At 72.0% G+C, this 12,712-nt stretch carries 10 protein-coding genes, 1 pseudogene and 1 riboswitch; of the genes and pseudogenes, 9 read left to right on the top strand and 2 right to left on the bottom strand.

Annotation, left to right across the window (positions count from 1 at the left end):
- The first annotated feature begins 114 nt into the window (after window positions 1-114).
- Complete coding sequence (locus ACXJKD_RS12700; protein WP_457254971.1) at window positions 115-1,218, top strand: metallophosphoesterase; 1,104 nt, start codon at window positions 115-117, stop codon at window positions 1,216-1,218.
- Here ACXJKD_RS12700 and ACXJKD_RS12705 read toward each other — a convergent pair.
- Window positions 1,215-1,727, bottom strand: a complete 513-nt coding sequence (locus ACXJKD_RS12705) for an aminoacyl-tRNA deacylase (protein ID WP_457254973.1) — start codon at window positions 1,725-1,727, stop codon at window positions 1,215-1,217. The genes ACXJKD_RS12700 and ACXJKD_RS12705 overlap by 4 nt on opposite strands.
- Window positions 1,728-1,906: 179 nt before the next feature.
- On the opposite strand from ACXJKD_RS12705, the gene ACXJKD_RS12710 reads away from it, so the two are divergent.
- From ACXJKD_RS12710 to hutI, 3 genes are read left to right on the top strand one after another with little or no spacing between them, the layout of a single operon-like run.
- Window positions 1,907-3,115 carry an allantoate amidohydrolase gene (locus ACXJKD_RS12710; protein ID WP_457254974.1) on the top strand — a complete coding sequence of 403 codons (1,209 nt, stop codon included), beginning with the start codon at window positions 1,907-1,909 and terminating at the stop codon, window positions 3,113-3,115.
- Window positions 3,112-4,437, top strand: a complete 1,326-nt coding sequence (locus ACXJKD_RS12715; protein WP_457254975.1) for a formimidoylglutamate deiminase — start codon at window positions 3,112-3,114, stop codon at window positions 4,435-4,437. The genes ACXJKD_RS12710 and ACXJKD_RS12715 overlap by 4 nt, the downstream gene beginning before the upstream one ends.
- Complete coding sequence (gene hutI / locus ACXJKD_RS12720) at window positions 4,434-5,597, top strand: imidazolonepropionase (RefSeq protein ID WP_457254976.1); 1,164 nt, start codon at window positions 4,434-4,436, stop codon at window positions 5,595-5,597. The genes ACXJKD_RS12715 and hutI overlap by 4 nt, the downstream gene beginning before the upstream one ends.
- A 7-nt stretch (window positions 5,598-5,604) precedes the next feature.
- Here hutI and ACXJKD_RS12725 read toward each other — a convergent pair whose 3' ends face one another.
- The gene (locus tag ACXJKD_RS12725) at window positions 5,605-5,883 is read right to left on the bottom strand and encodes a DUF4235 domain-containing protein (RefSeq protein WP_457254977.1); all 279 of its coding nucleotides are present in this window, start codon (window positions 5,881-5,883) and stop codon (window positions 5,605-5,607) included.
- A 92-nt stretch (window positions 5,884-5,975) separates the two neighbouring features.
- A riboswitch (TPP riboswitch) is annotated at window positions 5,976-6,078 on the top strand.
- Between the two features lie 87 nt (window positions 6,079-6,165).
- On the opposite strand from ACXJKD_RS12725, the gene ACXJKD_RS12730 reads away from it, so the two are divergent.
- The 5 genes and pseudogenes from ACXJKD_RS12730 to ACXJKD_RS12750 all read left to right on the top strand — a co-directional run bounded on the left by ACXJKD_RS12730 (window position 6,166) and on the right by ACXJKD_RS12750 (window position 12,699).
- A complete protein-coding gene (locus ACXJKD_RS12730; protein ID WP_457254979.1) occupies window positions 6,166-6,840 on the top strand; it encodes an ECF transporter S component in 675 nt (224 codons plus the stop codon).
- Entirely contained in the window at window positions 6,794-9,100 is a 2,307-nt protein-coding gene (locus ACXJKD_RS12735; protein WP_457254980.1) for an ATP-binding cassette domain-containing protein, read from the top strand. Before ACXJKD_RS12730 ends, ACXJKD_RS12735 begins: the two co-directional genes overlap by 47 nt.
- 156 nt (window positions 9,101-9,256) lie before the next feature.
- Window positions 9,257-9,616, top strand: a pseudogene (locus ACXJKD_RS12740) (ATP-binding protein); the annotation flags it as partial.
- A 45-nt stretch (window positions 9,617-9,661) separates the two neighbouring features.
- Window positions 9,662-10,537 (top strand): ATP-binding protein, encoded by an 876-nt coding sequence (locus ACXJKD_RS12745; RefSeq protein ID WP_457255190.1) that lies wholly within the window; start codon window positions 9,662-9,664, stop codon window positions 10,535-10,537.
- Between the two features lie 65 nt (window positions 10,538-10,602).
- Window positions 10,603-12,699: an elongation factor G-like protein EF-G2 gene (locus ACXJKD_RS12750; RefSeq protein WP_457254982.1), complete on the top strand. Its 2,097-nt coding sequence runs from the start codon at window positions 10,603-10,605 to the stop codon at window positions 12,697-12,699.
- Window positions 12,700-12,712 lie beyond the last annotated feature (13 nt).

The raw sequence follows: 12,712 nt of genomic DNA on the forward strand, positions 1-12,712 counted from the left end.
GCGGCACAGCAGCCAAGGGGCACCGGGTGCTCCACCGGACGACGTATGCCGGGTGGTGACCACCCGGCATACGCTGGCCTGACGGGGCGGTGCAACTCAGGTGGGTGACGGTGCATGGGGCGAGGGGCGAGGGGACGACGCGCGCTCGGGCTCGGCGCCTTGGGGTGCGCGTTCGCCCTCATGATGGTCGGGTGCACGACACCTGAGCCGCGCAGCCGGCCGGGCACCCCGGCGACCGCCACGACCACCGGAACGGCAGCGGTGCCCGGCCCACCGCAACCGACGGTGGAGCCGATCCCCACGATCGCCGACCCGGCCACCACCTTCTCCTTCGCCGTCATCCCGGACACCCAGCCCGAGGTGAGGCCGCAGGACCCCCGCACCGACAAGCGGATCGCCTGGCTCGTCGCCCACCGGGCGCAGCTGAACCTGCAGTGGGTGCTGCACAGCGGCGACGTCCAGGACTGGGACACGCCCGACCACCAGCAGTGGGTCAGCATGAGCACCCGGTTCGCGGCGCTGGCGGCGGCCGGCATCCCGTTCATCGCGTCGCCCGGCAACCACGACACGGCGGCCGTCTGCGAGGGGGGCGCGGCGTGTCCGGGTGCCGACACCACGGTGACGGTGCGCGACACCACCTTGTGGAACACGTACTACCCACCGTCCTACTTCGGCTTCGAGGGGCTGGCCGAGCCGGGCAGGTCCGACAACGGTTTCCGCACGTTCCGCGCCGGTGGTGACGACTGGCTCGTCCTCAGCCTCGAGATCTGGCCGCGACAGCAGATCATCGACTGGGCCACCGGCGTGGTGGCCTCGCACCCGCACCACAACGTCATCGTGCTGACGCACATGTTCCTCGAGAACGACGGGTCGATCTCGACGACCAACGGCGGCTACGGCGCGACCACCTCGACCCAGCTGTGGGACGCGCTCAAGGTCTACCCCAACGTCGTCATGACCTTCTCCGGGCACACCGGTCAGGTCTTCTCCGACTCCAGGCCCGCCGCCGACGGCCACCCCGTCGCGATGTTCCTGCAGGCCATGCACGCCCCCGACACCAACCCGGTGCGCATCGTCACGGTGGACACCGCTGCCGGGACCATCGCCACCCAGGTGCGGGCCAGCTTCGACCGCTCCAAGCCAGTGGGACAGCAGGACGTCGAGGAGGTCTACCCCTACTCGACGACCCTCACCGGCCTGCGCTGGGTGACTCCCTAGGCGGGCTCGGTGACGTCGGCGACCTGCGCGTCGAGGGCCCGGAGCACATCGTCGGAGTGTGCGGTCGCGGCGACGCCGTGGGCCCCGGCGCCGATCGAGATCAGGCGTCCGCTGACGGTCGCGTCCGCGACGACGGGGAGAGGGGTGGTCGAGCCGAAGGGCGTGATCGTGCCGCGCTCGTAGCCGGTCACCTCCTTGGCGACGGCCGCATCAGGCATCGACATCCGGTTGACGCCCAGCAGGGCCCGCAGCTTGGGCCAGGAGATCTCCCGGCCGCCGGGCACGAGGACGAACAGGAAGTCGTCCTCGGCGCGCCGCACGACCAGGGTCTTGATGATGTCCTGCGGCTCGACCCCCCTCGCAGCAGCCGCCTCCACGAGGGAGCCGACCCGTCCGTGCCGCGTGGTCGTGTGCTCGATCCCGCTGGCGGCCAGCGCCGCGGCGGCCCGCGCCTCGCCCTCGGTCGGGGTGGCGTCCCGGGCAGGGTCGGAGCCGGTGTCCTGGGTCATGTCGTCATGCTAGGTCCCGGGCCGCGACGCCGCTGCCGGGCGTTGGTCTGGGATCCGAGACGCATTGCCCGGTGTCCTGCCGTGCGCCGGCGGTCCCTGGTGTGGAATGGTCTCGGTGCCGGTTGAGCAGAGCGTCGCATGGACCTCGCCGTCGGCGTGGGCAGAGCTGAGAGGACACCGTGAGCTTCGAGTCGATGTGGTCTGACCTGCAACCGGTCGGACGCAGCGCCCAGAGCGGCGGCTACCGCCGGTTCGCGTGGACGCGCGAGGACCACGACCTGCGCGAGTGGTTCGCGGGCGAGTGCGCGACGCGTGGGCTCGACCTCACCGAGGACCGGATGGGCAACCAGTGGGCCTGGTGGGGAGACCCCGACTCGGCCGCGGCCAAGGGGGACAAGGGCGTCGTCACCGGCTCCCACCTCGACAGCGTGCCGGACGGTGGCGCCTTCGACGGCCCACTCGGGGTCGTCAGCGCCCTCGCGGCGGTGGACGCCCTGCAGGCCAACGGGTTCCAGCCGTCCAGGCCGATCGGCGTCGTCAACTTCGTCGACGAGGAGGGCGCCCGGTTCGGGGTCGCCTGCGCCGGCTCACGCGTCATCACCGGAGCCATGACCGCGCGTCGCGCGCGCAGCCTCACCGACGCCGACGGCACGTCGATGGCCGATGCGCTGAAGGCCGCCGGGCGCGACCCCCACCAGATCGGTCGGGACGACGACGCGCTGCGCCGCATCGGCAGCTTCGTCGAGCTGCACGTCGAGCAGGGCCGCGGGCTCATCGACCTCGACCACCCCGTCGCGGTCGGCAGCGACATCTGGCCGCACGGCCGGTGGCGCCTCGACTTCGCCGGCGAGGCCAACCACGCGGGCACGACCAGGCTCGAGGACCGTCACGACGCGATGCTCGGGTATGCCGCCGCGGTGCTCGCCGCCCGCGAGGCTGCCATCACGCACGGGTGCGTCGCCACCATCGGCAAGGTCGCCGTGACGCCCGGTGGCGTCAACGCGATCCCCAGCGCGGTCACCGGGTGGCTCGACGCCCGGGGCGCGAGCCCCCGCGCGGTCCGTCGTGCGGTCTCCGACATCACCGCCATGGTCGAGCAGTCGGGCGGCAGGATCACCCAGGAGTCGTGGACCCCGTCCACGCCGTTCGACACCTCGTTGAGCGCACGGCTCGGCACCCGGCTCGGCGGCATACCAGTGCTGGGCACGGGGGCGGGGCACGACGCCGGCATCCTCGCGAACGCCGGCATCCCCACCGCCATGCTCTTCGTCCGCAACCCCACTGGCGTCTCGCACTCCCCGGAGGAGTTCGCCGAGACGTCCGACTGCCTCGAAGGGGTCGCCGCCCTCACCGCGGTCCTCGAGGACCTCGCCGGGGACGCGGCATGACGACCTACTGGGCGGAGCACGCCTGGCTCCCCACGGGCCTGGCCACCGACGTGCGGTTCGACGTCGTCGACGGCGTCTTCGCAGGGGTGCGCCGTCGCGCGTGGGCGGAGGCCGGCGACGTGCGACTCCACGGAGTCGTCCTGCCCGGGCTGGCCAACGCCCACAGCCACGCCTTCCACCGCGCCCTGCGCGGCCGCACCCACGGCGACGGCGGCAACTTCTGGACCTGGCGACAGCAGATGTATGCCGTGACGCGGCACCTCACGCCCGACACCTACCTCGCCCTCGCCCGGGCGGTGTTCGCCGAGATGGTGCTGTCCGGCACCACCGTGGTCGGGGAGTTCCACTACCTGCACCACGACGTGTCCGGGCGGCCCTACGCGGACCCGAACGCGATGGGGGCAGCGCTCATCGAGGCCGCTCGCGAGGCTGGCCTGCGGCTGACGCTGCTCGACACCTGCTACCTCGCCGGTGGTCTGGCGGGCGACGGCCACGTGCCGCTCGACGACGTCCAGCGTCGCTTCACCGACGGCGACGTCGACCGGTGGGCCACGCGAGTAGCAGCACTCAGCCCCGACGCAACCACCCGGATCGGTGCCGCCGTCCACTCGGTGCGCGCCGTGCCCCGCGACGACCTGCGGGCGATGGCCGAGGTCACCCGCGGCCGGATCGTCCACGCCCACGTGAGCGAGCAGCCCGCCGAGAACCTCGCCACCCAGATGTTCTACGGCGCCACGCCCACCGAGCTGCTCGACGAGGCGGGGCTGCTGGGCGACCGGTTCAGCGCGGTCCACGCCACCCACCTGTCCGACCACGACATCCAGCTGCTCGGTGGGTCCTCGTCGACCGCCTGCTTCTGCCCCACGACCGAGCGCGACCTCGCGGACGGCATCGGCCCCGCGCGTGCCCTGGCGGAGGCGGGCGCCCGGCTCTCGCTCGGCTCCGACCAGCACGCCGTGATCGACCCGTTCGAGGAGGTCAGGGGCCTGGAGATGCACGAGCGACTGGCCAGCAACGAGCGCGGCCGCTTCACACCCGACGAGCTGATGACCGCCGCATCGGTGGACGGCTACCGCAGCCTCGGGTGGCAGGATGCCGGGCTCATCGCCGACGGCGCGGCCGCCGACTTCGTCGTGGTCCGCACCGACACCGTCAACACGGCGGGCGCCAAGGCGGGTCAGATCCTCTACAGCGCAACACGATCCGATGTCGACACCGTCGTCGTGGGCGGACAGGTGGTGGTCGAGTCCGGCCGACACCGGCTGGGTGACGTGGCGGCGATGCTGGGCAAGGCGCTGTCCGACGTCAGGGACCACCAGTGAGCAGCACCGTCGTCACCGGCATCGGCGAGCTCGTCACCTGCGACGGGACCACACCAGACGGGCTGGGCCTGCGCCACGACGCCGCCGTCGTCGTGGCGGACGGCAGGATCGTCTGGGTGGGCTCGTCCAGGGAGGCGCCGGCGGCCGACCGCGTCCTCGACGTCGACGGTCGGGCCGTGCTCCCCGGCTTCGTCGACTCCCACGCGCACCTCGTGTTCGCCGGTGACCGCGGTGACGAGTTCGCCGCCCGCATGGCGGGGACGCCCTACGACGGGGGTGGGATCGGGGTCTCGGTCGCGGCGACCCGAGACGCCACCGACGACGAGCTGCGGGCGCTGGTCGCCGCCCGGGTCGGGGAGATGCGCGCCCAGGGCACGACGACCGTCGAGATCAAGAGCGGATACGGCCTGACGGTCGAGGACGAGGCCCGGGCGCTGCGCATCGCCCGCGAGTTCACCCCGGAGACCACCTTCCTCGGCGCGCACGTGGTGCCACGCGAGTACGCCGGTGACCGCGCGGCATACCTCGAGCTGGTCACCGGGCCGATGCTGGAGGCTGCGGTCCCGCACGCACGGTGGGTCGACGTCTTCTGCGAGCCGCACTCGGCCCACGCCTTCACCGAGGACGAGGCGCTCGCGGTGCTGGTCGCCGGACGACAGGCGGGGCTGGAGCTGCGGGTGCACGGCAACCAGCTCGGCCACGGACCCGGCGTGCGCCTCGCGGTCGAGCTGGGCGCGGCCAGCGTGGACCACTGCACCTACCTGTCCGACGCGGACGTCGAGGCGCTCTCTGGCGCGGCCGACACGACGGTGGCCACCCTCCTGCCGGGCGTCGAGTTCTCGACCCGGTCGCCCTACCCGGACGCGGCCGCCCTGCTGCGGGCCGGGGTGTCGATCGCGCTCGCGACCGACTGCAACCCCGGCACCTGCTACTCGTCGTCGATGCCGTTCGTCATCGCGCTCGCGGTGCGCGAGATGGGGCTGACGCCCGGTCAGGCCGTGCTCGCTGCCACCGTCGGCTCAGCGAAGTCGTTGCGGCGCAACGACATCGGTCGCATCGAGGTCGGCGCGCGGGCAGACCTGACGGTGCTCGACGCGCCCTCGCACGTCCACCTGCCCTACCGCGCCGGTGTCCCGATCGCCCGGGCCCTCGACCTGTAGCGACGCGTCAGGCGTCGCCCTCCTGCATGGCCTTGGGGAGGTGGCCGGCCGACTTCTGGTAGTACTCGGCCGCCTTGCGGGTCGCGATGACCCTGGCCGCGCCGGCGGCCAGCCCGGTCAGCGCCGCGAACGCGACGGCGTCCTTCCACGGCGTCCGCGGGTCGCGGGGGTCGACCACGGCGTCACGGCCGGCCTTCTTCCAGACGGTGGTGACCAGCTTGTTGGCGATCACGCCGGCGAGCACCGCCGACCCGGTCCCGAGCACTCGCCACACCAGTGGTCCCATGTCGCACCTCTCCGTTCCGATCGCCCTCCGGCCGCCGCAAACTGCTGCTGACCTGCGCCTCCACCCTGTCACATCGTGGAGTAGTCTTCGACGCGTAACGACAGGGGAGCGCGTGAGCGCTGAGAGTGCGGGAGACCGCAGACCCTCACACCTGATCCGGTTCGCACCGGCGTAGGGAGTCGAGATCTCAGACACCTGTCGGGCGAGTGCGCCACCACAGGTGCTCCTCGTTCGGCAGCTGTCTCCCCGAGGTATCCACCGGATTCCACGGGAGAAGGACACATGAGCACCACCAACACCCCGGCCTCGGCCGACACCACCTCATCCACACCCACCACGCCCCGCCGCCGCAGCATCCGCGCGGCGGCGCCCTTGACCGGCTGGCGCACGGTCGACCTGCTCACGGTCACGTTCCTCGGCGCCGCGTTCGGCATCGCCTACTGGGGCTGGGGCCTTGCCTACGAAGCCCCGGCCAACGCCATCAGCGTCGGCTTCCCGCCGCTGTCCGGCCTCTTCGCCGGGCCCTGGTTCATGGCCGGCGTCGTGGGCGGTCTGGTCATCCGGCGTCCGGGAGCAGCGCTGGCCTGCGAGGTCATCGCCGCGCTCGTCTCGATGCTCCCCGGCACGCAGTGGGGGGCCACGACGCTGGTCTCCGGAGTCGTCCAGGGGGTTGGCACCGAGCTGGCCTTCGCCCTGTTCGGCTATACCGCTTTCGGACTGGTCGCGGCAGTGGCCGCGGGGGCGCTCGCAGGCCCGCTCGAGGCCGGGTACGAGTCGACCAACTGGATCAAGGACTGGGCACTCACCTGGAAGCTCGCGTATGCCGGGATCCTCACCTTCAGCGGAGGCCTCGTCGCCGGTGCGGGTGGCTGGCTGCTGACCAAGGCGCTCGCACGGGCTGGCGCACTGGGTGCCTTCCCCGCAGGACAGGAAGCCCGGGAGTCACGCGCTGTCTGATCACCCCGGTCCCGGCGCCTCATCGGGGCGTCGGGGGCACCTCGAGGTCCGGGGACTGACCTGGCGGCCCTACGGGCGTCGCGACCCGGTCATCCCCGGACTCGACCTCGACATCCCGGCCGGCCAGCGGGTCCTCCTTGTCGGCCCGAGCGGCTCCGGCAAGTCCACGCTCCTGCGTGGGCTGGCCGGGGTGCTTGAGGTCGCCGACTCGGGTGAGCGCGGTGGCACCGTGCTGCTCGACGGTGCCATCCCGGGGACCCGTGCCGGCGATGTCGGCCTCGTCCTCCAGGAGCCCGGCACGGGCATCGTGTCGGCGACCGTCGGACGTGACGTGGCCTTCGGCCTCGAGAACATCGGTATGCCGCGCGCCGACATGCCGGCGCGCGTCACGGCCGCGCTGGCCGCGGTGGGTCTCCAGATGCCGCAGGACACCCCCACGCACGCCCTGTCCGGGGGTGAGCAGCAACGGCTCGCCCTGGCGGGAGCGCTCGCCCTCGAGCCCGCGGTCCTGCTGCTCGACGAACCCACGGCGATGCTCGACCCCGCGAACGCCGACACCGTGCGCGCGACGGTCGACTGGGTGACGCGGTCCCGAGGCCTGACGACGGTCGTCGTGGAGCACCGGCTCGGCCCCTGGCTCGACCTGGTCGACAGGCTGGTCGTGCTCGACTCGACGGGCCGGATCGTGGCGGACGGGGAGACCGCCTCGGTGCTGGCCCTGCACGGGGAATCTCTTGCAGCCCAAGGCATCTGGGTGCCAGGGATCCCGGACCCGCAACCGCGCGGCATACCGGCTGGGGTGTTCGAGCCGTCGTCGACGGGCGCCAACGTGCTGACCCTCGACGCCGCAGACGTCACCATCAGCCGGTCGGTGCGCGCACTCGACGGATCGACCCGCACCACGGTCGCGGTGCAGGACCAGTGGTTCCAGGCTCGCGCCGGACAGGTGCACGCCCTGGTGGGCCCCAGTGGCGCCGGGAAGTCGACCTTCCTGCTCGCGCTGGCCGGGCTGTTGCAGCGGCAAGGCGGCGAGGTTCGGCTGCGGCCCGACCTCGCGGTCGAGGGGGAGCGCGACCCGCGTGGGCTGGGCACGGTCGACCTGGCCCGCCGGGTGGCCTGGGTGCCGCAGTGGGCCAGCTCGACGATCGTCAGCCACACCGTGCTCGACGAGGTGATGACCACGTCGCGAGCGGTCGGGTTGGTCGAGTCCGAGGCACTGGAGCGGGCCCGCGCGCTGCTGGCCCACCTCGGCCTCGCTCATCTGGAGCAGGCCGACCCCCGACACCTCTCGGGTGGGGAGCAGCGTCGGCTCGCGATGGCGTCGGTGGTGGTCCACCAGCCGGCGTTGGTGTGTGCCGACGAAGCCACCGTCGGTCAGGATCGGCTCACCTGGGCTGCCGTCATGGGCATCGTCGAGGCGCTGCGCGACACCGGGACGGCGATCGTCCTCACCACGCACGACGACGCCGTGACCAGTCGGGCCGACGCGGTCACGGTGATCGAGCGACCGGTCCAGCCGCCACCCGCGCCGGCCCGCCGCCGCCCGGTGGTGGCCCGGGCGGGACCCCTGTCGCTGTTGGCGGGGTCGAGCCTCGCCATCCCCGCGGGGGTCGTCTCGCCGCGGTGGTCCACCAGCCTGGTCGTGCTCGCGGCCCAGGCCGTGCTCGCGGTGATCGCACTCTGGGCGCCAGGACACGGACCGGCCCCCACCGGTCGGCTGCGGGGAGTCCTCCTGCGCCTGGGACCCGGGGTGCTGGGCGCCCTGTCCGTGGCCTGGTCGACCTGGCTGCTCGGGGGCCACGACACCGACACCGCCTTCACCGCGGGCCTGCGGGTGCTCATCATCGTCTTCCCCTCGGCCGTGTTGATCCAGCACGTCGACGCCGACGCCCTCGGCGACCACCTGGGGCAGCGGCTCCGCCTTCCCGCCCGCCCGGTCGTGGCCGTGGCCGCGGCACTGCAGCGGGTGCACACCTTCGGTGAGATCTGGTCCGAGATCGCCCGGGCCCGCCGGGTGCGTGGCATCGGAGCCTCCGCGCGCTCGCCTCGATCGGTGCTCGCCGAGCTGTCGGCCCTGACGATCGGCATGCTCGTCCGCTCGTTGCAGTCCGCGGCCGCGCTCGCCGTGGCGATGGACTCGCGGGGGTTCGCCACGGCATACCGGCGCACCTGGGCGGAGCCCGCCCCTTGGCGACGAGCCGACTGGCTCGTGGTCGCCGCCAGCGTGCTCCCTCTCGCGGTGGCGGTCCTCGTTCGCTGACCCGAGTGCCGGCTTCGAAGACCTCGTGCGGCGCGGTGGGTCATGCATCCACGGAGAGGCACAGATTCCGAAGTGTAGCCTATGAATCGCCCGGAGTGTAGTTCAATGGGTTCTCAAAGTGTAGCCTTCAGGACGCGTGAAGTGTAGCCTGACTGCATGGGCACCCTCGCTGGCACGGCGCGTGAATACCGACCACGTGTGCTCGATGAAGTCCTGAAGCTCCGCTTGCAGTCCGCCGGCGCAGTACTCGTCGAAGGTCCCAAAGCGTGTGGCAAGACGTTCACGGCCGAGCAGTTCACGGCGAGCCAGGTGTACCTCGATACCGATCAGGGGGCCTTGGAGGCGGTCCGTGTCGACCCTGCGCTCGTCCTCAACGGCCACCCTCCTCAGCTCGTCGACGAATGGCAGCTCGAAGCCACCCGCGTCTGGAACCACGTCCGCAGCGAAGTGAACCGGCGCGCTTCCCCAGGCCAGTACGTGCTGACCGGATCAGCCGTGCCCGAAGACGACGCACGGCGCCATACCGGAGCTGGGCGATTCGCCCGTCTCATCATGCGCCCGATGAGTCTGTTCGAGAGCGGGCACTCCAACGGGGCCATGTCCTTGGCAGCCTTGCTCGCCGGTGAGCGGCCCACTGCCACCGCGCCTCTCACTGTCCCCGACATCGCCGAGCTCGTCGTCCGGGGCGGCTGGCCACTCAACCTCAACCTGCCCATCGCTGCCGCCGCGCAGGCCAACGCCGACTACGTGCGCACCATCGCCGAGGTCGACATCTCCCGTGTCGATGGAAGCCGGCGCAACCCCGCCCTCGTCCAGCGACTCCTCCAGGCGCTGGCTCGCAACGTCGCCATGGAGCAGAAGATCGCCAGGCTGGCCGCCGAAGTCGAAGGCGAAGAGGGCACCATCGCGCGCACCACCATCTACGACTTCCTCGATGGGCTGCGACGACTCATGGTCCTGGAGGAGCAGCCGCCGTGGAGCACCCACCTGCGGTCCCGGGCGACCCTGCGCACCGCTAGCCGGACCCACCTGATCGACCCCTCTCTGGCGGCGGCCGCCGTGGGTGCTGGACCGAACCGGCTGCTGGACGACCTGAGCTACCTGGGACTCCTCTTCGAATCCTTGGTCGTCAGGGACGCCCGCGTCTACGCAACCCCACTCGACGCGACCATTCACCACTACCGCGACAGCGACTCCCTCGAGGTCGACATCGTCATCCAGCTTCGGGACGGCGGTTGGGGAGCCTTCGAGGTCAAGCTCGGCGGGGAGCAAGGCGTCAACGACGGAGCGGCTGGTCTGCGCAGGTTCGCCGCCAAGGTCGACACAGACAAGATCGGCAAACCCGCTGTCCTCGGCGTCATCACCGCGGCGGGCGGCTACGGCTACACGCGCGAGGACGGCATCGTCGTCATCCCGATCGGAGCCCTGGGGCCGTAGCGTGGCCTGGTGCCGGCGGCGGAGACCTCTTGCGGCGCGGTGGGGACCGGAGCAAGGTGACTTCCATGAACCGTGTCAGCGACGCCGCGGGCCCCTCCTCGCCGGAGCAGATCCGCAACGTGGTCCTGGTGGGAGCGAGCGGGGCCGGCAAGACGGCACTGTTCGACCAGCTCGTGGCGGCCCGGATCCCGGGCCGCCGCGCTCGTGAAGGGGGCGACCTCACCGCGACCCAGTCCCTGACGGCCGCCTCGATCCCGAGCGGTGAGGTCACCCTCAACCTGTTCGACACCCCCGGTCACCCCGACTTCATGGGCGACGTGCGGGCCGGGCTGCGGGCTGCCGACGCGGCCATCTTCGTCGTGGCCGCGGCTGACGGCGTGGACGAGCCGACCCGGCTGCTGTGGCGCGAGTGCGAGGTGCTCGGTATGCCGCGCGCCGTCGCCATCACGCGCCTCGAGCAGGCGCGGGCCGACTTCGAGGCGACCGTCGCCGGGTGCCAGCGGGCGTTCGGTGACGCCGAGCCACTGGCCTTGCCGCTGGTGGTCGACGGCGCGGTCACCGGACTGCTGAACCTGTTGCGCCGCAGCGTGACCGAGCAGCGCCCCGGTGGCGGTGAGGCCGACCGGGAGCCCAGCACCGACGAGGGAGAGCTGATCGACGCCCAGCGGGGCGAGCTGATCGAGTCCGTGATCGAGGAGTCCGAGGACGAAGGGCTCCTCGAGCGCTACCTGGGGGGCGAAGAGGTCGACACCGAGGCCGTCTCCGGCGACCTGCGCCTCGCCATCGCGACGGCCCGCTTCTTCCCGATCCTGCCGACCCACGCTCCGAGCGGCATCGGCGTCGGGGCGCTCCTCGAGCTGTGCGAGAGGGGTTTCCCGTCTCCTGTGGGGGCAGCCGTGCCCACGGTCTACACCCCGGCTGGCGGTGACTTCGGCCCGGTCACCTGCGACCCCGCTGGCCCACTCGTGGCCGAGGTCGTGCGCACGACGACCGACCCGTTCGTCGGACGTCAGTCACTCGTGCGGGTGTTCTCCGGCACGCTGCGACCCGACGATCCGGTGCACATCTCCGGTCACCTCCAGCACTTCGCGAGCCACCTCGTGGACGAGCACGCCGACCACGACACCGATGACGAGCGGATCGGACCACTCTCAGCGCCCGTGGGCGACGAGACGCGACCGATCGCCGCCGGGATCGCCGGTGACGTGGTCGTCGTCGCCAAGCTCGCCGGTGCCGAGACCTCGGACACGTTGTCGCGCAAGGACAAGCCGGCCCTCGTCGAGCCCTGGCTGCTGCCCAACCCGTTGCTGCCCGTGGCGATCCACGCCAGGTCGAAGGGCGACGAGGACAAGCTCGCGACCGCGTTGCAACGGGTGGTGGCCGAGGACGTCACGATGCGGCTCGAGCACAACGCCGAGACCCACCAGCTCGTGCTGTGGGCGATGGGCCCGGCGCACGTCGACCAGCTGATCGCCACCCTCGACTCCCGCTACCACGTCCCCGTCGAGGTCGAGCCGGTGCGCACCTCGTTGCGCGAGACCTTCGTCCGGCCCACCAAGGTGCAGGGCCGGCTCGTGAAGCAGTCGGGTGGGCACGGCCAGTACGCCGTCTGTCACCTCGAGATCGAGCCCCTGGAGCGCGGCGCCGGCATCGAGTTCGTCGACAAGGTCGTCGGCGGCGCGGTGCCCCGGAACTTCATCCCCTCCGTGGAGAAGGGCGCCCGGAACCAGCTCGAGAGAGGGGTGCTGGCTGGCTACCCCGTGGTCGACGTGCGGATCACCCTCGTCGACGGCAAGGCCCACTCGGTCGACTCCTCCGACATGGCGTTCCAGACCGCGGCGGGCATGGCGTTGCGTGAGGCGGCCAACGACTCCACGGTCGCCATGCTCGAACCCGTCGACGAGGTGCACATCGAGGTCAGCGACGACGCGGTCGGCGGGGTCCTGGCCGACCTGCGCGGCCGTCGGGGCCAGGTGCACGGCACCGAGCCCTCCGACGTGGGTGGGCGCACCGTCATCCACGCGGAGGTGCCGGCCCACGAGCTCGCCCGCTACCCGGTCGACCTGCGCTCGGTCTCGCACGGCACCGGCACCTTCACCCGCAGCTTCGTCCGCTACGACTACATGCCACCAGCCCTCGCCCGCGAGGTCACTGCCGGCTGACGCCGCGCTCCGT

Source organism: Pedococcus sp. P5_B7 (genome assembly GCF_054049895.1).